Origin of the sequence: Enterovirga sp. (assembly GCF_035325185.1) — a bacterium.
GTDB lineage: Bacteria > Pseudomonadota > Alphaproteobacteria > Rhizobiales > Beijerinckiaceae > Enterovirga.
Genome location: NZ_DAOLAJ010000012.1, coordinates 35,195 through 54,715 on the forward strand (window position 1 = coordinate 35,195; position 19,521 = coordinate 54,715).

Annotated in this window: 19 protein-coding genes, 3 pseudogenes and 1 CRISPR repeat array; of the genes and pseudogenes, 16 read left to right on the plus strand and 6 right to left on the minus strand. The window is 68.7% G+C overall.

All coding sequences use genetic code 11. From position 1 onward, the window contains the following. Positions 1–867: a branched-chain amino acid aminotransferase gene (locus PKD06_RS04225; RefSeq protein ID WP_324377913.1), complete on the minus strand. Its 867-nt coding sequence runs from the start codon at positions 865–867 to the stop codon at positions 1–3. A 24-nt stretch (positions 868–891) separates the two neighbouring features. Further along, positions 892–1,335 (minus strand): cupin domain-containing protein, encoded by a 444-nt coding sequence (locus PKD06_RS04230; protein WP_324377951.1) that lies wholly within the window; start codon positions 1,333–1,335, stop codon positions 892–894. Between the two features lie 293 nt (positions 1,336–1,628). Here PKD06_RS04230 and PKD06_RS04235 point away from each other — a divergent pair, with 293 nt between their 5' ends. From PKD06_RS04235 to PKD06_RS04245, 3 genes are read left to right on the plus strand one after another with little or no spacing between them, the layout of a single operon-like run. Next, positions 1,629–2,921, plus strand: coding sequence for an O-acetylhomoserine aminocarboxypropyltransferase/cysteine synthase family protein (locus PKD06_RS04235; protein ID WP_324377915.1), 1,293 nt, complete (start codon positions 1,629–1,631; stop codon positions 2,919–2,921). Between the two features lie 31 nt (positions 2,922–2,952). Next, entirely contained in the window at positions 2,953–3,987 is a 1,035-nt protein-coding gene (locus PKD06_RS04240) for a homoserine O-succinyltransferase (protein WP_324377917.1), read from the plus strand. Continuing rightward, positions 3,984–5,732, plus strand: coding sequence for a long-chain-acyl-CoA synthetase (locus tag PKD06_RS04245; protein WP_324377918.1), 1,749 nt, complete (start codon positions 3,984–3,986; stop codon positions 5,730–5,732). The genes PKD06_RS04240 and PKD06_RS04245 overlap by 4 nt, the downstream gene beginning before the upstream one ends. A gap of 22 nt (positions 5,733–5,754) precedes the next feature. Here the strand turns inward: PKD06_RS04245 and PKD06_RS04250 are convergent, their stop codons facing one another. Next, on the minus strand, positions 5,755–5,961 hold the full coding sequence (locus PKD06_RS04250) for a hypothetical protein (protein WP_324377920.1): 207 nt from the start codon (positions 5,959–5,961) through the stop codon (positions 5,755–5,757). 596 nt (positions 5,962–6,557) lie between these two features. Between PKD06_RS04250 and PKD06_RS04255 the strand changes: the two are divergent. Next, positions 6,558–6,785, plus strand: a pseudogene (locus PKD06_RS04255) (transposase); the annotation flags it as partial. A gap of 7 nt (positions 6,786–6,792) precedes the next feature. Here PKD06_RS04255 and PKD06_RS04260 read toward each other — a convergent pair. Then, positions 6,793–6,954, minus strand: a pseudogene (locus tag PKD06_RS04260) (transposase); the annotation flags it as partial. A 287-nt stretch (positions 6,955–7,241) separates the two neighbouring features. Here PKD06_RS04260 and PKD06_RS04265 point away from each other — a divergent pair. The 4 genes and pseudogenes from PKD06_RS04265 to PKD06_RS04280 form a co-directional block, all read left to right on the plus strand. Beyond that, the gene (locus PKD06_RS04265) at positions 7,242–7,478 is read left to right on the plus strand and encodes a DUF6489 family protein (protein WP_324377922.1); all 237 of its coding nucleotides are present in this window, start codon (positions 7,242–7,244) and stop codon (positions 7,476–7,478) included. A 721-nt stretch (positions 7,479–8,199) separates the two neighbouring features. Then, positions 8,200–8,424 (plus strand): antitoxin MazE family protein, encoded by a 225-nt coding sequence (locus PKD06_RS04270; protein ID WP_324377924.1) that lies wholly within the window; start codon positions 8,200–8,202, stop codon positions 8,422–8,424. Then, entirely contained in the window at positions 8,421–8,780 is a 360-nt protein-coding gene (locus PKD06_RS04275; RefSeq protein ID WP_324377926.1) for a type II toxin-antitoxin system PemK/MazF family toxin, read from the plus strand. Before PKD06_RS04270 ends, PKD06_RS04275 begins: the two co-directional genes overlap by 4 nt. 53 nt (positions 8,781–8,833) lie before the next feature. Then, positions 8,834–9,044: pseudogene (locus PKD06_RS04280) on the plus strand (ATP-binding protein); the annotation flags it as partial. Positions 9,045–9,102: 58 nt separating this feature from the next. Here PKD06_RS04280 and PKD06_RS04285 read toward each other — a convergent pair. Together PKD06_RS04285 and PKD06_RS04290 are read right to left on the minus strand one after the other, a co-directional pair. Further along, a complete protein-coding gene (locus tag PKD06_RS04285) occupies positions 9,103–9,618 on the minus strand; it encodes a GNAT family N-acetyltransferase (protein WP_324377928.1) in 516 nt (171 codons plus the stop codon). Further along, positions 9,611–9,901, minus strand: a complete 291-nt coding sequence (locus PKD06_RS04290) for a DUF1778 domain-containing protein (RefSeq protein WP_324377930.1) — start codon at positions 9,899–9,901, stop codon at positions 9,611–9,613. The genes PKD06_RS04285 and PKD06_RS04290 overlap by 8 nt, the downstream gene beginning before the upstream one ends. 280 nt (positions 9,902–10,181) lie before the next feature. On the opposite strand from PKD06_RS04290, the gene cas3 reads away from it, so the two are divergent. The 8 genes from cas3 (at position 10,182) to cas2e (ending at position 19,394) form a co-directional block, all read left to right on the plus strand. Then, entirely contained in the window at positions 10,182–12,845 is a 2,664-nt protein-coding gene (cas3, locus tag PKD06_RS04295; RefSeq protein WP_324377932.1) for a CRISPR-associated helicase Cas3', read from the plus strand. Between the two features lie 147 nt (positions 12,846–12,992). Then, positions 12,993–13,570: direct repeats of the CRISPR family, unit length 29 nt; unit sequence GTGTTCCCCGCACCCGCGGGGATGAACCG. Between the two features lie 66 nt (positions 13,571–13,636). Continuing rightward, positions 13,637–15,337: a type I-E CRISPR-associated protein Cse1/CasA gene (casA, locus tag PKD06_RS04300; protein ID WP_324377933.1), complete on the plus strand. Its 1,701-nt coding sequence runs from the start codon at positions 13,637–13,639 to the stop codon at positions 15,335–15,337. Continuing rightward, entirely contained in the window at positions 15,334–15,963 is a 630-nt protein-coding gene (gene casB, locus PKD06_RS04305) for a type I-E CRISPR-associated protein Cse2/CasB (protein ID WP_324377935.1), read from the plus strand. Before casA ends, casB begins: the two co-directional genes overlap by 4 nt. A gap of 17 nt (positions 15,964–15,980) precedes the next feature. Continuing rightward, positions 15,981–17,021: a type I-E CRISPR-associated protein Cas7/Cse4/CasC gene (cas7e, locus tag PKD06_RS04310; RefSeq protein WP_324377937.1), complete on the plus strand. Its 1,041-nt coding sequence runs from the start codon at positions 15,981–15,983 to the stop codon at positions 17,019–17,021. Between the two features lie 3 nt (positions 17,022–17,024). Further along, the gene (cas5e, locus tag PKD06_RS04315) at positions 17,025–17,843 is read left to right on the plus strand and encodes a type I-E CRISPR-associated protein Cas5/CasD (RefSeq protein WP_324377939.1); all 819 of its coding nucleotides are present in this window, start codon (positions 17,025–17,027) and stop codon (positions 17,841–17,843) included. After that, positions 17,840–18,550 (plus strand): type I-E CRISPR-associated protein Cas6/Cse3/CasE, encoded by a 711-nt coding sequence (cas6e, locus tag PKD06_RS04320; RefSeq protein WP_324377941.1) that lies wholly within the window; start codon positions 17,840–17,842, stop codon positions 18,548–18,550. Before cas5e ends, cas6e begins: the two co-directional genes overlap by 4 nt. 264 nt (positions 18,551–18,814) lie before the next feature. Beyond that, positions 18,815–19,087 carry a hypothetical protein gene (locus PKD06_RS04325; RefSeq protein WP_324377944.1) on the plus strand — a complete coding sequence of 91 codons (273 nt, stop codon included), beginning with the start codon at positions 18,815–18,817 and terminating at the stop codon, positions 19,085–19,087. A 16-nt stretch (positions 19,088–19,103) separates the two neighbouring features. Further along, on the plus strand, positions 19,104–19,394 hold the full coding sequence (cas2e, locus tag PKD06_RS04330) for a type I-E CRISPR-associated endoribonuclease Cas2e (protein WP_324377947.1): 291 nt from the start codon (positions 19,104–19,106) through the stop codon (positions 19,392–19,394). The last annotated feature ends 127 nt before the right edge of the window (positions 19,395–19,521 follow it).

Sequence of the window (19,521 nt, forward strand, 5' to 3'; positions counted from 1 at the left end):
TCAGGCCGCCTTCGCGTGGGCGAAATCCCAGTAAAGCGTGCGGGCGCGCCGATAGACCGGGCCGGGCTGAAGCTCGATCTCGTCCAAACCCGTCACCGGCGCGACCTTCGCGAAATTGCCGACCGTGAACACCTCGTCGGCCCGGAGGAAATCCTCGTAGGTCAGGCTCGCCTCGACCACCTCGATCCCGTCCTGCCGCAGCAGCGAGAGGACGCGGGCGCGGGTGATGCCCGCCAGGAATGTGCCGTTCGGAATCGGCGTGAACACGACGCCGTCGCGGACCAGGAAGGCATTCGCATTGGCGAATTCGGCGACATGGCCCTCGGCATCGAGCATCAGGCAATTGCCGAAGCCCCGGGCGGCCGCCTCGGACAAGGCGCGCGCGCCGTTCGGATAGAGGCAGCCCGCCTTGGCGTCGACCGGGGCGGTGTCCCGCGAGGGCCGGCGGAACGGCGACAAGGTCGCGCGCACTCCGGTCGGGGCGGGCATCGGCGAGCGGTAGACGGACAGGCACCAGTTCGTGGATTCGGGATCGAACCGCACGCCGCCGCCATATCCGCTCTCGGCCCAGTACATGGGGCGGATATAGAGTTCCGCATCCGCCCCGAACCGCGCAAGCCCCTCAGCGAGGAGCGCATGCCACTGCGCGGCCTCGACCTTCGGCGCGAGGCCGAAGGCGCTCGCCGAGCGGTTGACGCGGGCGAGATGAAGATCGGCATCGGGGGTCACGCCCTCGAAGGCGCGAGCCCCGTCGAACACCATGGAGGCGAGCCAGGCGGCATGGGTGCGCACGCCCATGATCGGGACGTTTCCGGCATGCCAAGCCCCCTCGAAGAAGGTCCAGGTGTCGGATTCGGAGATCGCCATTCCTCGCCTCCCGCGTGTCAGCGCTCAAGCCGCCTGGAGGAAGCCCGATGACGGGGCGGGGCGGGAATTGCGCCTCACCATCCGCGACAGCCGCCCCGCGGCACGCATGGCGAAGGCGAGAACCTTCGGCTGGGTGCGCCGGCAGAAGGCAACCTTGCGGACATAGCTTTCAACATGCCAGTGGCAGACGGCGCCGCGCGGCAGGAAGAGCACGTCCCCGGCCCTGAACGTCCTCGGGGGGGAATGCCCGTCCGAGATCGTGGCGGATCCTTCCAGGAAATAGATCGTCTCGTCGATCTCGTAATGCCAGTCGAAGGTTCCGGCGGTGCAGTCCCAGACCAGGGTGCTGGCGAGCCCGTCGGCGCTGCGCGAAAGGGTGGCGTTGCGGGCGATCGGATTGCCCTCGCGAATCCAGCTCGGCTCGATGGGCGCCTCCTGCAACTCGACCGAGGTCACGGAAGGAATCATCGGGGGGGTAGACACGGCATCCTCGCTGATGGTTGCACCTCGCGATTCATATCGCGGGCCGGCAACTTGCAAGCGCGACCGCGAAACATCATGAACAATACATTACAAGCATTCCTGCTTCGATAACCTTAAATTACACGGCTCTCTTCGAATCGATACGAGACATCTGAGCCAATCTGGAAAAACGAACGAGGCCGGGGAGCCCGTCTTGTCCTGTCCCGGCACAGGCGGGGATGGTCCGGCATTTGCGCGAGGCGGCGCGACTACATTCCACATCCACAGGAATCCGACCGATGCGCGCCGAAACGATCGCCCTGCATGCCGGCTTCGACCATGATCCGGTCACGCACGCGGTCGCGGTGCCGATCTACCAGAACGTCGCCTATGCCTTCGACAGCGCCGATCACGGCGCCGCCCTGTTCAACCTCGAGGAGGAAGGCTTCCGCTACAGCCGCATCTCCAATCCGACGGTCGACGTCCTGGAGAAGCGCGTCGCCGCGCTGGAAGGCGGGCGGGCCGCCCTCGCGGTCGCGAGCGGCCAGGCCGCCCTGCACTACGCCATCGCGACCCTCGCCGATCACGGCGGCAACATCGTCAGCGTGCCGCAGCTCTACGGCACGACGCACACCCTCCTGTCCCATGTCCTGCCGCGACAGGGAATCGAGTGCCGCTTCGCGGCGAGCGATTCCGCCGCCGACGTCGCGCGCCTGATCGACCGGGACACGCGCGCCGTCTATTGCGAATCCATCGGCAATCCCGCCGGCAATATCTGCGACATCGAGGCGCTCGCGGAGGTCGCCCATGCCGGCGGCGTGCCGCTCGTCGTCGACAACACCGTCGCGACGCCCGTGCTGCTCCGGCCGATCGATTACGGGGCGGATATCGTCATCGCCTCGCTGACCAAGTTCATGGGCGGGCACGGCACCACGATGGGCGGGGTGATCGTGGAAGCCGGCCGGTTCGACTGGTTCGCCGAGGCCCGGCGCTTTCCGATGTTCACGACGCCGGACGCCTCTTATCACGGCCTCGTCTATGCGGAGCGCTTCGGCCCGACCGCCTTCACGCAGCGCGCGCGCAGCGTCTACCAGCGCACCACCGGGGCCGTGCTGCCCGCGATGAGCGCCTTCCTGCTCCTCCAGGGGATCGAGACGGTCCCGCTGCGCGTCGAGCGCCACGTCGAGAACGCGCTCAAGGTCGCGCAATATCTGCGGGCCCATCCGGCCATCACCTGGGTCAACCATGCGGGGCTGCCCGACAGCCCCCAGCATGCGATGGCGCGCAAATATCTGGGCGGGCGCGGCTCCTCCCTCTTCACCTTCGGCGTGCGCGGCGGCTTCGAGGCGGGCAAGTCCTTCTACGACGCGCTCGGGCTCATCAAGCGGCTCGTCAATATCGGCGATGCCAAGTCCCTCGCCTGCCATCCCGCCTCCACGACGCACCGGCAGATGACGCCCGCGCAGCAGAAGGCGGCCGGCGTCCTGCCGGAGACGATCCGAATGAGCGTCGGCATCGAGCATGTCGACGACATCATCGCCGACCTCGCCCAGGCGCTCGAAGCTGCGAGGCCCGCCGCGCTCGCCGCCTGACATCGCCGAGAGGGACAACGGAGGGAGATCCATGAGGGACATCGCCACGCCCGGCCACGGCGTCATGGTGCCCGCGGCCGCTTTCCGCAGGCCGGGATTGCGCGAGCGCCGCTCGTCGCTCCCCCTGGCGCGGGATGCCTCGCGCCCCCTGCGCATCGGCCTTCTCAACAACATGCCCGACGCGGCCTTCCTGGCCACCGAGCGGCAATTCCGCCGGCTGATCGAAAGCGAGGCGGAACTACACCTCTTCACCATCGGGGACATGCCCCGCGGAGCGGAGGCCCATTCCCATATCGAGCGCTTCTATTCGCCCCATACCGCGCTCGCGGCGGCAGGCCTCGACGGGCTGGTGGTCACCGGCTGCGAGCCCCGCGCGCCGCGCCTCGAGGCGGAGCCCTATTACGGGGCCTTCGCCGCGGTGGTGGACTGGGCCGCGGAACACACGGTCTCGACTGTCTTTTCCTGCCTCGCCGCCCATGCGGCCGTGCTGCATCTCGACGGCATCGAGCGGCGGCGGCTGCCGCTGAAGAGCTGGGGCGTGTTTCCCTGCTCGGCCGCGGCGGTCCATCCCCTGCTGGCGGGGCTTCCCGCGAGCACGGCCGTCCCGCATTCGCGCTGGAACGACCTCGCCGAATCCGACCTCGCCGCGCAAGGCTATACGGTGCTGCGGCGCTCGGAGCGCGCCGGGGTCGACCTGTTCGTGCACGACGGACGCAGCCTCCTGGTCTTCCTCCAGGGACATCCCGAATACGACGAGGACAGCCTCGCCCGCGAGCACCGGCGCGAAATGGGACGCTTCCTCGACGGGACACGGCCGACCTGCCCGCCCCTGCCCGAGAACTATTACACGGCCGAAGCCGAGGAGCGCCTCGACGCCTTCGCGGCCTTGGCGGACACGCAGCGCGATCCCGCCCTCCAGGCGGCCTTTCCCGACCTCGCGGCGGTCCCGCCGCTCCCCGCGGCCTGGCGGGACCCGGCTGCGCGCTTGTTCCGCAACTGGCTCGCGCTGGTGGCCCGGCGCCGCGCCGGGCTTCGCCCGCCCTCACGCCGCCTGAGGATCTCGTGAACCCCGCGCGCAAGGAGGGCTCCAGCGCCGGCGGCTGGATCGGTGCGCTGGAGCGCACGGCCCGGATCGACGCCGAGCCGGGACGGATCTTCCCACGCGTCATCGACGAGCTTGCGGCCGTCCACGGCGAGGCTCCGGCTCTGATCGGAACCGACGAGATCCTGAGCCATCGGGACCTCGCCGCCCGCCAGAACCGCTATGCGCGCTGGGCGCTCGGCCGCGGGCTCGCGAAGGGCGACACCGTCGCCCTCCTGATGCGCAACCGGCCGGACTACCTGGCGATCTGGCTCGGGCTGACGCGGATCGGCGTGCGGGTCGCGCTTCTCAACACCCATCTGCGCGACCGCGGGCTCGCCCATTGCATCGCCCTCGCCTCCCCCCGGCTCGTCATCGCGGAGCCCGCATTCGACGACGCGCTCGCGGGCGCCGCGCCCCATCTCGGCGCCCTCCCCGAGATTTGCCGGCACGACACGGCGATCGGCGCCGCTTGCGACGGCGGTCCCCTGGATGCGCGGGAGGCGCCGCCCGTCTCGCTTCGCGACGAGGCGCTGCTCATCTATACCTCGGGGACGACCGGCCTGCCGAAGGCGGCCAGGGTGAGCCACCATCGGATCATGATGTGGACCCACTGGTTCGCGGGCCTCGTCGATCCGCGGCCGGACGACCGCATGTATGATTGCCTGCCGCTCTATCACAGCGTGGGCGGCGTCGTGGCTCCCGGCAGCGTGCTGCTGGGGGGCGGCTCCGTGGTGATCCGCGAGACGTTCTCGGCGAGCCGCTTCTGGCGCGACGTGGTCGAATCCGGCGCAACTCTCTTCCAGTATATCGGCGAGTTGTGCCGCTACCTGACGGCGGCGCCGCCCGATCCGCTGGAGCGGTCCCATCGGCTTCGCCTGTGCACCGGCAACGGACTGCGCCCGGAGGTCTGGGCCCGCATGCAGGACCGCTTCGCGATTCCCCGCATCCTCGAATTCTACGCGGCGACCGAAGGCACGGTCTCCCTCTACAATGTCGAGGGGAAGATCGGCGCCGTCGGCCGCGTGCCGCCCTTCATGGCCCGGCGCTCGCCGGCCCTGATCGTCCGGCACGATGTCGAAAGCGGCCTGCCGGCGCGCGACGCCGGGGGACGCTGCATCCCGGCCGAGGCCGGGGAGACCGGCGAATTGCTGGGCCGCCTGTCCGCGAAGGCCGAGCACAGCTTCGAGGGATATACGAGCGCCGGGGAGAGCGAGCGCAAGATCCTGCGCGACGTGCTCGCCCCCGGCGATGCCTGGATGCGCACCGGCGACCTCATGCGCCGGGACGCGCAGGGCTTCTTCTATTTCGTCGACCGGATCGGCGACACCTTCCGCTGGAAGGGCGAGAACGTCGCCACCACCGAGATCGCCGGAATCCTGGCCGGCTGCCCGGGCGTCCTGGAGGCGAATGTCTACGGCGTCGCCGTGCCGGGAGCCGAAGGCCGCGCCGGCATGGCGGCGCTGACGACGGGGCCCGGCTTCGACCTCGACGCCCTCCATGCCGATCTCGGCCGGCTCCTGCCCGGCTATGCCCGCCCGCTTTTCCTGCGGCTCTGCCGCGAATTGAGGCACACGGAGACCTTCAAGCAGAAGAAGGCGGCCCTCGTCGCCGAGGGCTTCGACCCACGCCGCATCGCCGATCCCGTCCATGTCGATCTCGGCGGCGCCTATCGCCGCCTCGACGGCGCCCTGCACGACGCCATCTCGCGGGGCGAGATCCGCCTTTGACGGCGCCGGGCTCCTGCGCTCCCTACCAGCTCAGCGCAATCTCGACGCGGCAGCGCATCGAGGACACGGCGTCGCGGATCTTCTCCTCGATGACCGGGTCGCGCATCCGCACGCGGACGATCAGATGGGGCCGCGGCCTGTCCGTCGACTGGACCCGCAGGATATGGCCGTCGTCGAGGAACGGAGTGAGCAAGCGCATCGCATCGGTCCGCAAGGTGCCCTCGACCATGGCAATCGCCTCCGTATCACCTCCTCGCCGGCTCGCAGACCGGCCGTCCCGATCCAGTTCAAGCTTCGTGCCAAACGACGACGACGCGGGCCGCCGCGATCATAGGCGGCGGCGGCGCTGTTGCGCCTCCAATGTGCGAAAGCTTTGGATCGCCTCCCCGCAACTTCCCCCTCCCGCCCTGATGCGCTCTCCTGCCCGCCTCATGGCGTCCTGGAAAAAGATGTTGTCGCGGCGCACTTCGGAGCGCGATCGCGCCTGCCTGTGGAGGCGGCGGGCCACGCTGCGCTCGACGGTACGGACGCGCGCCCGCGGCACGCCGCAGGCCATGGCGCCTCCGATGATTTCGCCCGCCCGGACCGGCTCTGGGATCCCGGGAGAGGACGCCGCGGCCCCGATGGACAATGCAACGGCACAGACGATGGAGAGAGAGGTGATGAGAGTGCGCATTCGACCACGCTTAAGGTAGAGAGGCGAATGAGGGAAGCGCCGGGCGGCCAGCCCGCCGGCGGCGACATCCCTAGGTCTGATCGACATTCAGGATTTCTGTGCTGCGTGAAGCATGATTCATGGTCTCGGCTTTGAGCGGAGGCTGATGGATGGGTGTGAAGCGCTATGAGCTGAGCCCCGCGCAATGGGATCGGATTTCCCCGCTTTTACCGGGCAAGGCGAGCGATCCGGGGCGGACGGCAGCGGACAACCGCCTGTTCGTGAACGGGGTGCTGTGGGTGCTGCGCTCGGACGCGCATTGGCGCGACCTGCCGGAGCGCTACGGCAAGTGGAAGAGCGTCCACAAGCGCTTCTCTCGCTGGGCGAAGGCCGGGGTGTGAGAGAGGGTATGTCAGCCCAAGGAGAGCCCGTCCGAAGGCGCCAGTAGATGCCGTTCAGCACCTTGCGATCCTCTGAACGAGGCTTACCCCGAGGCTTGTTCGGAAGCAGGGGCTGGATGATCGACCATTCAAAATCGGTCAGTTCGTAGCGCCGCGGCGTGCTCATCAAGGCTCCTCCCAGAGCCTTGAATCATTATCCCTCCAATCCGCTACCCGTTATGAGTTCGTCACCTAGAGTGACGGGCGCGAAGGTAGCCGATGCCCAGTGGCCGTGCGAGAACGCGCGAGTTGGATGCAATATCACGATCGAGATCGAAGGGCAGGACAAGCCGGCCCTCATGGCGGTTGCCCTGATGCTCGTCGCTGGCTGACTCGCCAATCCCGACATAAGCGGGAGCAGGACGTGGGGCCCGACATGGTATGGGCCATTGCTCGACCGGGAGGAAAGCTCACATGAAGTTCACCGTGAACCTCGATTGCACGCCGGAGGAGGCGCGTGCGTTCCTCGGACTCCCGGACATCAAGCCGCTGCAAGACAAGCTCCTGAAGGGCGTGGAGGAGCGGCTCGCCGCAAGCGTCCAGGCGATGTCCCCCGACCAGATGCTGCGACTCTGGATGCCGACGGCAGCCGGCATGGAGCAGATGCAAGCCTTCTTCTCGCGCCTGACCGGCCAGGATGGCCGAAGCTAGCGGCCGAAGCGGGTGGCCTTGGTGCGAGGACGGAATTCGTCCTCGCCTATCCTTCGATAGGCGCTCTCCTGCCGCGGATGCGATCTGGCTCAGCCGAGGTCGAGGCTTGCCCCGGCCGGAGCGGAGAAACTGGACGAACTTCATGAGCGCACACACGATGGCGTCATTGAGGTGATCGGCCTCCAGCCCCCGCGAGCGCGCCGCTTCTGCCGAGGTCCCATCGCTGGGACGAGAGCCTAGCAAGGTAGTGTGTAGTGCTGTGAAGGCCTCGGCATATCACGCGTTCCTATAATAACCTGCCATCCCTGGACCTGATGGCATGATGCGGCAGTCATCGCGTTGACAAAGGACAGAAACATGACCATGGCGACGATATGTCATTCTTATATACTTGAAAGACAACGGTCAGTTACATAATTTATACTTCATCATATTTTGATTTAGGCGTGTTTTCGGGATTCCCGCGATACAGTTTGCGTGATTCATGGGCGGTCGGCTTTCTGGAGGACCGGCATGGACGAGCACTGGAAGTCCGATCTTGAGGCTTGGCTTTCGCCCTTTCTGGATGCTCTGAGGCACAAGGTGCGGGCGCGGATATGTGTCCAGCCTATGTGGTGGGGCTGCTCGAATCCCGCGCCGTTTTGAACGTCGAGGCAGAAAGGTCTGGTGTTCGGGGTCGTCTTATGGCAGGTTACATGTAACCGATCGTCCGGAGGACGATATGGCAGCAACATCGAAGCCCAAGCCTGTCCGGGAGAAGGTGCGCGAGCATCGCGAGCGGCTGCGCGCGCAGGGGCTGCGGCCAATCCAGATCTGGGTGCCGGACGTGCGCTCTCCTTCCTTCCGGGAGCAGGCCCACCGCCAGTCGCAGGCGGCCGCCGCCAGCGCCCACGCCCAGGAAGATCAAGCCTTCATCGACGCCGTTTCGGATTGGGGTGACGAGTGAGGCGCGGCGAGGTCTGGACTGTCTCCGGGAGCAAGGACTATGCGGGCAAACCGCGCCCGGCCGTCATCGTGCAGGATGACAGTTTCGACGCCACCGACTCCATCACGATTTGCGCCTTCACCACCGATCCGACCGACGCGCCGCTGTTCCGTCTTTTGGTGGAGCCGAACGAGCGCAACGGCCTGCGTTCCGCTTGTCGGCTGATGGTCGACAAGATCACCACAGTTCCCAAGAGCAAGATGGGCGCACAGGTCGGACGGCTCGATGACGAGGACATGGTGCGGCTCAATCAGGCCATGACCGTGTTCCTCGGCATGGCGGTGACGCCGAGGGCCGGAAGGGGGAAGCAGCCATGACGTGCGATGCTGCATTCCGGCCATGCGGCAAAGGACGGCTATCGGCGGCACATAACCGCGACTTCGCCGAAGGGAGAGAGGTCTTTGGCGACCCGGTCCTCGCCGCCGATCGCCTGCTCCACCGCGCCATCGTCATCCAGATCGAAGGATCGAGCTACCGCCTCCGGCAGCAGGCCGACCTCGTCCCTAAGCACACGCTCGAAAGCCATCGTCACCCCGCCGCCGGCGCCCAGGCGCAGGGGCCCTCCACCTCGAAAGGCAAACCTCGATCACCTCCGGCGGGGCACGTCATTGCTGCCCTCCGGCATTCCCGCTTTTCGCGTCATGGCGCCACCTTGGCCAGCTTCACCAGATCGAGAGCCAATGTCGGGGCTTCCACGGGCAAGCGGGAAAATCCGTGACGGAGATAGAAAGCCTCGGCCGCCTGCGACAGGGCGTGCACGACTATCAGCCGGGCCGAAACCTCGCTCGAGGCGCGAAGGGAGCGCTGCACGGCGTCTTGCAGCAGGAGGCCGCCAAGGCCCCGCCCCTGATAGTCCGTGTCGATGGCCAGGCGGCCGAGGAGCACGGCCGGGATCGGCTGCGGCATGTTCCGGCGCATGCTCCCGGGCAGGTCTCGGGCGAGGATGCCGCCCATGGACAGCGCATAATAGCCGACGACGCGACGGGTGCCCGCAGCACAGGTCACATAGGTGCGGCTGGCGCCGAGCTTGAGATTGGTGAGTGCGCGCTGCCGCAGCCAATCGTCGAGCATCTGTTCGCCCGACGAAAAGCTGGTGAGCTCGTGCAGATCGGTCAGGACAGCAGGGGCCGTGAACGACGGCTGCGCCCTACTCACGCACCCAGTCCGCCTTGCGGTCCATGAGGCGCTGCATACCGTCTCGCTCGCTCGCCGTCGGCTCGGTATCCATCCAGGCGAGCACCTTCTGGAAGGTGGCCTGGTCGGTGACGATTGTGGTCTGGTCGAGCAGCACGTTCACCGCCTCCTTGAGGGAGGAAGCCAGAATGAACTGCGATCGGTTGGTGCCGGCGAGTTCTGCCGCCTGGTCAATCAGGTCACGATCCCGCACCCGCGCGCGGATGTGGATGTTGACATCGGTCTTGGGCAGTGTGGTCGCCATGCCCCCTTATGACGGATTGTGTTAACATTGTAAACACAATTGGCTGACACCTCGCGCCTTAGCGGGGTGCGAAGCCCGTATCCCGCGGCGCGCTGCGAATGGCATCGGTGGCCAGTCGAATCACTCGGCTCCGGAAACCGGCCACACCCTCGAAATGGGCCGCGTCCACAACCCGTCGCCGCCGGTCGGCTCGCTGGCCGGCCTATCCGTTGATTGAGATCCGCTCTGGGAGCAATCCGATCGCCAGCCGCGTTCATCCCAAGGCATTTTCGGTGCACCGATGCATGCATCCTTTTGGGGCAAGGCCCGGCCTAGGCCCGGAGAGATATTGTCGTTTCATCCAGCCTGGGCGCATGGGTTGGACGTGGCAGCCGCCGGCCGAGCTCTGATCCTGGCGCGGCCGAGGCCGTTCCGGGAGGTCGCCAGCCGGGTCGGATGGACGGTCCACGAATTGGAAGCGGTTTGGCTTCATCTGTTGGCCCTCCACGATCTCGGCAAGTTTTCGCCGCTCTTCCAGTGGAGGGTGCCGGAACTCTATCCACCCAGCATACCGAAGCCCGATCATCGGATCCTCGGCACACCGGATCCGGGTCACCCGAAAGCGGGTCTCCTCCTGCTAAGCGAGTGGCTCGGCGAGGAGCGGACAGCATGGCCCGCACTTCTGAGGGGCTGGAGTCCCAAGGCGCAGCACGCGCTGTTGCAGCCGATTTTCGGACATCACGGCCGTCCCGTTCCGCGCGACATCGAGCGGGATGAGCCGGCTGCCTACCTTTTCGGAGCCGCTGCCCAGGCGGCGCTCGGGTTCTGGAACCAAGTCGAGGACATCCTTCCCGCGCCCGACCTCGCCCCACCTCGTCCCTCGGCTCTCGCGGCCGTGAGCTGGGTGCTTGCCGGGATGAGCGCGCTCGCCGATTGGATCGGCTCGAGCCAGAGCTGGTTTCCGTATGTGTCCGCCGAGACCGAGACCGCGGCCTACTGGGCGAAGGCATGCCGCCAGGCAGAGGCGGCCGTCCGCGAGGCGGGCCTCGTGCCGGCAGAGGCGGCCGTCCGCGCCTCGTTCGCGACGTTGACCGGGCTCTCTCACCGTCCCACGGCCGCTCAGGACTGGGCAGACACGGTCGCGCTGCCGAAGGGGCCGATCCTGGTCCTGATCGAGGACGTGACGGGCGGCGGCAAGACCGAGGCGGCGCTCGTCCTGGCGCATCGCATCCTGGCCTCACGCCATGCGGACGGCCTCTATTTCGCCTTGCCGACCATGGCGACCGCCAACGCAATGTTCGACCGCATGAGCGCCATCGCCCCGCGTCTTTTTCGCGACGGGGCCGGGCCGTCGCTCACTCTCGCTCATGGGCGGGCCGAACTCCATGCCGGCTTCCGGGCAGCGGCATCCGGTTTCGGGCCGGAGGCCGATCGCGACAGCGACGATGACCCCGATGGCGCCACAGCCGCGCCGGCCTGGCTGGCAGGCGAAACCCGCAAGGCCCTGCTCGCGGATGTCGGGGTCGGCACGATCGACCAGGCGGTCCTGGCCGTCCTGCCGAACCGATACGGGACCATTCGCCTCGCCGGCCTCGCGGGCAAGGTCCTCATCGTCGACGAGGCGCACAGCTACGACAGCTATGTCGGCAAGGAGCTGGAACGACTCATCGCCTTCCATGCGGCCGGTGGCGGCTCGACCATCGTCCTCTCGGCCACGCTTCCGGGGGAGACGAAAGGCCGGATCATCGAGGCCTGGCGCAAGGCGGTGGGCACCCCCGCCATCCGGCCATCGGCGGACGCCTACCCGCTCGCCACGCTTGCGAGCGCGACCGGGGAACTCACCGAGAGCCGGCTCGCCGCGCGTGCCGACCTCTGCCGCACGCTCGCGATCACCCGGGCACCGGACACGGGAGCCGCAATGGCCCGCATCGGGGCCGCGGTCGAGGCGGGAGCCTGCGTGGCCTGGATCCGCAACAGCGTCGACGACGTGATCGAGGGCGCGGCGGCGCTCCGGACGACGGGCCTTGCCGCCGGCCTCTTCCACGCCCGCTTCGCGATGGGTGACCGGCTCGCCATCGAAGGACGGGTCCTGCGGACGTTTGGCCGCAACTCCTCGGTGGAGGATCGGCGCGGGCAGGTTCTCGTCGCCTCGCAGGTCATCGAGCAATCGCTGGATCTTGATTTCGACCTCGTGGTCACCGACCTCGCCCCGATCGACTCGATCCTGCAACGCGCCGGACGGCTCTGGCGGCACACGCACCGCGCTCGCCCGATCGTGGGGCCGGAATTGGTGGTCGTGTCTCCCGATCCGGCGGGACCGGTCGCGGCGGATTGGATGCGGGCCGCGCTGCCACGCGCCTCCTTCGTCTACCAGGATCACGGGATCCTGTGGCGGACGGCGCGCGCGTTGTCCGGCCGGCCGAGGTTCCGGGTGCCCGAAGACGTGCGGCCCGCGATCGAGGCCGTCTATGCCCAAGCCGACGGCGACATTCCGACAACCCTGGAGCGCATCCGCAACGAGGCGCTCGGCCGATCCGGCGCGGAGCGCAGCATCGCCGACCAGAACCTCCTGGTCTTCGCGGACGGCTATCGCCCGGATGGCCATGGCTGGCAGGAAGAGGGCCGCATCGCGACCCGGCTCGCCGAAGAGAGCCGCCGCATCCGCCTCGCGCGTCCGGCCGGGGAACGGCTCGTCCCCTGGTGCTCCCACCCGGACCCGAGGATCGCATGGGCTCTGTCGGAGGCGACGGCCTATGAGCGGAAGCTGCGGGGCCGGCACCTCCCCGAGCCGCGCTGGCGGAAAGCCGCGGCTGCGGCGCGCGACGATTGGGGCCGGTTCGACGAGGACGTGATCCTGCTGCCGCTGGAGGAGGGTCAGGACCGGATGTGGCGGGGCGTGCTGAGCGACGAGGCGGGTTCGTTGCTGTCCATCACCTACGGAACGGGTCTTGGCCTCCTGTTCTGACCGGGCGCCGAGGCTTGTCGCCGAGCCGTTCTCGGGCATGATGTGGCCGTGCGGCCCCGCGACGCGCACCGCTGCGAACGGATGCGGAACTCCGGTACGCTCTTTGACAACGTAAATCTCCAGCTCGTAGAGCTACTTGCTGGAAGAGTGTTCCCCGCACCCGCGGGGATGAACCGGCACCGTCAACAATGCGACGACAGGCTTGGTCGTGTTCCCCGCACCCGCGGGGATGAACCGGACAGCGACCCTCGCCGCCTCGTCATCGTCGGGTGTTCCCCGCACCCGCGGGGATGAACCGACCTCGACGATGCCCCATTCCCATCCGTCATTGTGTTCCCCGCACCCGCGGGGATGAACCGCCGTAGCGCGCATCCGCGCCGTCGAATTCCACGTGTTCCCCGCACCCGCGGGGATGAACCGAGGGCACGCCGCCCGCCCATCCCTCTGTCGCGGTGTTCCCCGCACCCGCGGGGATGAACCGCCCACATTCGGGCGGATCTATCCGGTCGGATCGTGTTCCCCGCACCCGCGGGGATGAACCGCTCCGCGATCCGGCGCTGTGCTGCGGTGAGGTGTGTTCCCCGTAGGCGCGGGGATGAACCCGCAGCCTCGACGCAGGGATGGTCGAGCGGCACGTGTTCCCCGCACCCGCGAGGATGAACCGGGCCGCAAATGGGGGATCCTGCGCGCGACTTAGTGTTCCCCGCACCCGCGGGGATGAACCGCGAGCCTCCTTCACAAGCCTTCCCCGTGGACCTACCCTCAACCTGGGATGGACCCTCCTCACTGCCTTGCCCGAACCCTTCAACCTTCTCTCCCAATCCTGGCTTCCCGTCCTGCGGGCGGACGGATTGCGCTATCTGGTGCGGCCGGCCGAGATCGTATCGCAGATCGGCACGAACCCGATCCTGGCACCGGCCTGGGGGCGGGCCGATTTCGATGCCGCGACGCGCGAATTCTGGATCGGCCTTCTCGCGACCGCCTGCGGCCCGCAGGCCGATGATCGCGACGAGGCCTGGGAGGAGTGGTTTCGCGACCCGCCGCTTCCCGAGGTGCTCGACGCCGCCTTCACGCCGTTCGCCCCAGCCTTCGGACTCGACGGCGACGGCCCGCGCTTCGGGCAGGACCTCGACGAACTTGCGAACGGCGCCGTGAAGTCGGTGTCGCAACTCCTGATCGAGGCGCCGGGCGACCACACGGTCAAGCGCAACCTCGACCATTTCGTGCGCCGCGGCGGGGTCGCGATCCTGTCGCGCGCCGGGGCCGCGATGGCGCTCTTCGCGCTGCAGACCTATGCGTCCAAGGGGGGCGCCGGACACCGCGTCTCCGTGCGGGGCGGCGGGCCGTTGACGACGCTCCTGGTTCCCGGCCCATTCCAGGGCGAGGCACGCGACGCACGAGTGCCGCTGTGGCGCACGCTTTGGCTCGCGACTGCCGGGCGGGACGAGCCGCCGGCGGCGGAGCGCGTCTTCCCCTGGCTGGTCCCGACGCGCGTTTCCGACAAAGGCAGGATCACGACGCCGTCCGACGTCGATCCGCTGCAGGCCTTCTGGGGCATGCCGCGGCGCATCCGGCTCGTCTTTGAAGCGAACCCGGACGGATGCCCCTGCGACCTTACGGGCCGGATCGACCCGGTCGTGGTCCGGACCTATCGAACCCGCCCGCACGGCACGAGCTACGCCGCGTTCCTGCACCCCCTCTCGCCGCATTATCGGACGAAGCCGGGCGAGCCGCTTCTGCCTCTGCACGGGCAGCCCGGTGGCGTCGGCTATCGGCATTGGGTCGGGCTGGTCGCGAACGACGTGCCGGAGGAAGCCAAGGCCACGCGCCAGATTGCCGCTTGCGTGGAGACCGGCCGGCGCCGTCTGTTCGGTCTCGACGCTTCGGTCGGCAGGGGGACCCGGCTGCTCGCTGCCGGATTCGACATGGACAACATGAAGGCCCGCGCCTTCGTCGAGAGCGAGATGCCGCTGCATCTCGTCGGCGGCGCGACCTTCGCCGCGCTCGACCGCACGATCCGGTTTCTCATCTCCGGCGCGCGCGAGGCCGAGGCTATCACCAGGCTCTTCGTCAGGCAGGCGCTGTTCGTGAAGCGGACGCAGGTCGCGGACGGGTTCACGGGGGCGCCCAAGGACGGCGGGGCGCTCGACCTTGCCCGTGCGCGGTTCTGGGAGCGCACGGAAGCCGCATTTGGTGTCACGCTCGCCGGGCTCGCCGAGAAGCTGCGCGCGGCGAATGCCGATGTCCAAGCGATCGAGCAGGACACCCCGAAAGGCTGGCTGGCGACATTGCAACGGGCCGCATTCGACGTCTTCGACGAACTCGTGTCGCTGGATGACCTCGATGGTCTCGACGAGCGCTCCGCCCGCGCCCGGATCGAGGCCCGCAACGACCTCCATGGCGCCCTCCGTGGCTACGGCAAGATCGGCCAGAATCTGTTCAAGGCGCTGAACATGGCGCCGCCCACCCCGGCCAAAAGGAGCAAGGCATGACCGAAGCGAGCGGTCCGGCCCCGTCCGAGGTCCGGGATGTCCCGCCAGCAGAGCGCGACCAGCGGCGGCGCATCGTCCGGCATTGGTGGCAATCCCTGCAGCCGCTCCGCGCGGACGGGACTCCCAACCCGTCCGCGGATCGCGGGGCGCTGGCCCGGCTGCGTCGCGCCGCGACGCCGCTCGACATCCTCGACGAGGAGGCGGTGTTCGATCTCCATCGTCGCCTGCGCTTCGGACGCGGCAAGTCCGACAGGACGCTTGTGACGGTCGCGATCACGGCATCCGTTCTGGCCCGGGTGCGGGAGCACGATCCGCAGCGCAAGCCGGCGAGGGCCGCCGGACGCGAGCGCTTCGCCGACGCCGAGCTGGAGACCGCCGCGCTGTCGCCCGGCCGCCTTCGCAGGCTGCTTGCCGCCCGGGACCCGGACGAGGTGCACCGGCAGATGCGCCGCCTCGTCGACCTCTGCGGGCCGGCGCTCGACGTCGGCGCGCTCGGGGTCCTCATCCTCGATTGGTTCGACGATGATCGCGGCCGCAAGGCCAGGACCCGCTTCGCCTACGACTACTACGCTGCCTCCGGCTCCCTGCCCGGCGCGGGCGACAATCCCGGCATGCCCGCCTCCTGACCGCCGAGACCCCGCCCATGACGACGTTCGTCCAGATCCATCTTCTCACCGCCTATCCGCCCGCGAACCTCAACCGCGACGACACCGGAAAGCCGAAGACGGCCCGGTTCGGCAATGTCGACCGGCTGCGCGTCTCCTCGCAGGCGCTGAAGCGCGCCTGGCGCACCTCCGACGCCTTCAAGACGGCTCTCACTGGTCGGCTCGGCGAGCGCACGCAGCGGCTGGGCGAGGAGATCGAGCGCCACCTCCTCGGCAAGGGCGTCGCGGCGGACATGGCCCGCAAAGCCGCCCGCGAGGTCGGCGACGTCTTCGGCAAGATCAAGCCGGAGAGCGACAAGAACCCGGCGCGGATCGAGCAACTGGCTTTCGTATCCGCCGATGAGCGCGCGGCCGCCTTTGCCGCAGCGGAGCGGATCGCGACCGGCGAAGCGGTCGATCTGAAGAAAGAAGCCCTTCTCAGGCCGGTCGACGGCGCGGTCGACATCGCCATGTTCGGCCGCATGCTGGCGGACGATCCGGACTTCAACCGCGAGGCGGCCGTGCAGGTCGCGCATGCGATCACCACTCACAGGGCGATCGTCGAGGACGACTACTACACGGCCGTCGACGACCTGAAGACGAGCGCCGAGGATGCCGGAGCCGGTTTCGTGGGCGAGGCCGGGTTCGGAGCGCCGCTCCTCTACCTCTACCTCTGCATCGACCGCGATCTCCTGGTCCGCAATCTCGGGGGTGACGAAGCGCTGGCAAGGCGCGGCATCGCGGCTCTGGTCGAGGCGGCCGCGACGGTGGCGCCCAAGGGCAAGCAGGCGAGCTTCGCGAGTCGCGCCCTTGCCAATTATGGCCTGGTCGAACGTGGCAGCGACGCGCCCCGGACCTTGGCCGTCTCGTTCCTCAAGCCGATCGGCGGCGAAAACGCGCTCGGCGATTCCATCGAAGCCATCCGGACGACACGCTCGCAATTCGCCCGCGCCTACGGCGACACCGCCGAAACTGCCGAGATGGACGTCGAGGCCGGCACCGGCACGCTCGCCGACCTGATCGAGTTGGCGGCGCGCTGAGCCATGCCCGACGGGCTCGCCTTCACGCTCTACGCCCCTTTCGCCGCCCTGGGCGACCTGACGGTGGGCGAGACCCGCAGCGGCTTCGACCGGCCGGCGCGCTCGGCGATCTTCGGCCTCGTCGCGGCCGCGCTCGGCTACGACCGGCATGACGAGACCAAACACGCGGCCCTCGACCGCGCCTATCGGCTCGCGCAACGGGTCCGGCTCGGCGGCGTCCTGGTCAAGGACTACCACACGACCCAGGCCCCTTCGGCCGACCGCAAATCCCGCTGGACGACCCGCAGGGAGGCTCTCGACCGGCCCTCGCACAAGCTGAACACGCAGCTCTCCAGCCGCGACTACCGGGCCGACCTCTGGGTGGACATCGCGCTGGTGCGGCTCGGCTCGGCCGGCGACGAGCCACCGCCCGAGGCGGTCGCGGAGGCGCTGCGCCGGCCGGCCTACACGCTCTATGTCGGCCGCAAATCCTGTCCGCTCGGCCGGCCGCTCGCACCTGAAATCGACGAGGGGATTACGAGCGTCGCCGGGCTCCTCGGGCGTCTCGACGAGCGGACGTTCGGGCTTAACGACGACGAGGACTGGCCGTTCGAGCCATTGCGCATCGACGGGCTCTGGGTCGACCCGCCCGGCTACTGGAACGCGCCGCTCTACGCCGACGCGGAGTTGGCGCCCCTGCTCGCTCCCGACTTCGAGCCATTGCGCGTCGAGCGCCGTCGGGACCGCGTCGCCAGCCGTAGGCGCTGGCAGTTCGAGCTGCGCGACGAGATCGTCGCGCAGCCGGTCCCCTCTGCGACGACGGGGCCGGAGGGACAGGCATGACGCTCTGGCTCAGCCGCATCCGCTTGCGGCACGCGCCCGATCTCGCGGCGCTGGCCGGGCTGCTCCTCCCATCGGAAGAGAACGCCCGCATCGCGGCCGCGCACCGGCTGCTGTGGTCTCTCTTCGCCGACGGCCCGGACCGGCGGCGCGACTTCCTCTGGCGGGAGGACGGCGGCTCCTCCTGGCAGCGCACCACCTTCCTGGTGCTGTCGGGCCGCAAGCCTGAGGACCGGCGCGGGCTGTTCGAGATCGACGAGCCGAAGGCGTTCGAGCCCGCGCTCGCGCCCGGGCAGCGGCTTCGGTTCAGGCTGCGGGCCAGCCCGGGCGCCGCCGAGGCACGCTCGCACGGCCAGCGCGGCAAGCGCATCGATCCGCTGGCCCGCGCGCTCCGGGGCCTCGGCGCCGAGGTGCGTCGCGAGCAGCGCGACACGATCACCCAACGGGTCGGGATCGAATGGGTGGCGCGCCAGGGCGCCGCAGCCGGGTTTCGGCTGGTCGAGGCGCCCCACGGCCCGCTCCTGCGGGTGGAGACGGACCGATGGCACATCCTGCCGCGTGACGGGGCGAAGCCGGTACGTTTCTCCTCGCTCGATCTCGAAGGGGAACTGGTGGTCGAGGACCCGGCGCATTTCCTCTCCGCGCTCGGCCGCGGTTTCGGCCGGGCCAAGGCCTTCGGCTGCGGCCTGATGCTGATCCGGCGGCCCTGACCGTGGCCGCGCTCCCCGGCCTGGCGCCGCCACGACCGATCCCGATCCGGGACCGCGCCTCGATGATCTTCATCGAGAAGGGGCGACTCGACGTGCTGGACGGCGCGTTCGTGGTCGTCGACGAGCGCGGAATCCGCACGCAGATCCCTGTCGGCGGCCACCGCATGCCTGCACGGTCTGACGGAGGCGGCCATCCTGGCCGCGGGTTACGCGCCCGCGATCGGATTCCTGCATTCGGGGCGCCCCCTTTCCTTCGTCTACGACGTGGCCGACCTCTTCAAGCACGAGACGGTCGTGCCGACCGCCTTTCGAGTGGCGGGCCGCGCCAAGCGCGCCAGCGTGCCCGGGCCGATCGAAAGCGCGGTCCGCCGCGAATGCCGGGACGCGTTCAGGCGCACCAATCTCCTGGAGCGCATCATCCCGACGATGGAAGAGGTGCTGGCCGCAGGTGGTCTCGCGCCTCCTGAGCCCCCAGCCGACGCCCAGCCCGCGGCCTTCGGCGAGACCCCGTCAGGAGACGAAGGCCACCGCGGATGAGCCCTGGAAGCCGGCCATGATGGTGATCGTGCTCGAGAATGCCCCGCCGCGCCTACGCGGCCGGCTCGCGGTCTGGCTGGTCGAGGTGCGGGCTGGCGTCTACGTGGGGCAATATTCCCGACGCACGCGCGAGCGTATCTGGGACCAGGTGAAGACCAGTATCGAGGACGGCAACGGCGTCATCGCCTGGACTGCCCAGACCGATGCCGGCTACGCCTTCGACACCTGCGGCCGCAACCGCCGGGAGCCGGTCGATTTCGATGGGCTTCCGCTTGTGGCCTTCAATCCCGAATCCGCCGAGCCCTGATCCTTCGTCCCCCCCGGGCCGATAGAGTGCGGAGGGGTGGGAACGAATCCCGAACACCGGTGCGCTCTTTGACATCGTCAATTTCAAGCACCATCAAAGGCTTGCTGAAGGTGTGTTCCCCGCAGGC

Coding starts and splice junctions, on each gene's coding strand:
- PKD06_RS04250 (WP_324377920.1), bottom strand. CDS start 5,961: ATGGTCGAGGGCACCTTGCGGACCGATGCGATGCGCTTGCTCACTCCG.
- PKD06_RS04230 (WP_324377951.1), bottom strand. CDS start 1,335: ATGATTCCTTCCGTGACCTCGGTCGAGTTGCAGGAGGCGCCCATCGAG.
- cas5e (WP_324377939.1), top strand. CDS start 17,025: ATGCCCGACGGGCTCGCCTTCACGCTCTACGCCCCTTTCGCCGCCCTG.
- cas6e (WP_324377941.1), top strand. CDS start 17,840: ATGACGCTCTGGCTCAGCCGCATCCGCTTGCGGCACGCGCCCGATCTC.
- PKD06_RS04265 (WP_324377922.1), top strand. CDS start 7,242: ATGAAGTTCACCGTGAACCTCGATTGCACGCCGGAGGAGGCGCGTGCG.
- PKD06_RS04290 (WP_324377930.1), bottom strand. CDS start 9,901: ATGGCGACCACACTGCCCAAGACCGATGTCAACATCCACATCCGCGCG.
- cas3 (WP_324377932.1), top strand. CDS start 10,182: ATGCATGCATCCTTTTGGGGCAAGGCCCGGCCTAGGCCCGGAGAGATA.
- cas7e (WP_324377937.1), top strand. CDS start 15,981: ATGACGACGTTCGTCCAGATCCATCTTCTCACCGCCTATCCGCCCGCG.
- PKD06_RS04240 (WP_324377917.1), top strand. CDS start 2,953: ATGAGGGACATCGCCACGCCCGGCCACGGCGTCATGGTGCCCGCGGCC.
- PKD06_RS04235 (WP_324377915.1), top strand. CDS start 1,629: ATGCGCGCCGAAACGATCGCCCTGCATGCCGGCTTCGACCATGATCCG.
- PKD06_RS04225 (WP_324377913.1), bottom strand. CDS start 867: ATGGCGATCTCCGAATCCGACACCTGGACCTTCTTCGAGGGGGCTTGG.
- casB (WP_324377935.1), top strand. CDS start 15,334: ATGACCGAAGCGAGCGGTCCGGCCCCGTCCGAGGTCCGGGATGTCCCG.
- cas2e (WP_324377947.1), top strand. CDS start 19,104: ATGATGGTGATCGTGCTCGAGAATGCCCCGCCGCGCCTACGCGGCCGG.
- PKD06_RS04270 (WP_324377924.1), top strand. CDS start 8,200: ATGGCAGCAACATCGAAGCCCAAGCCTGTCCGGGAGAAGGTGCGCGAG.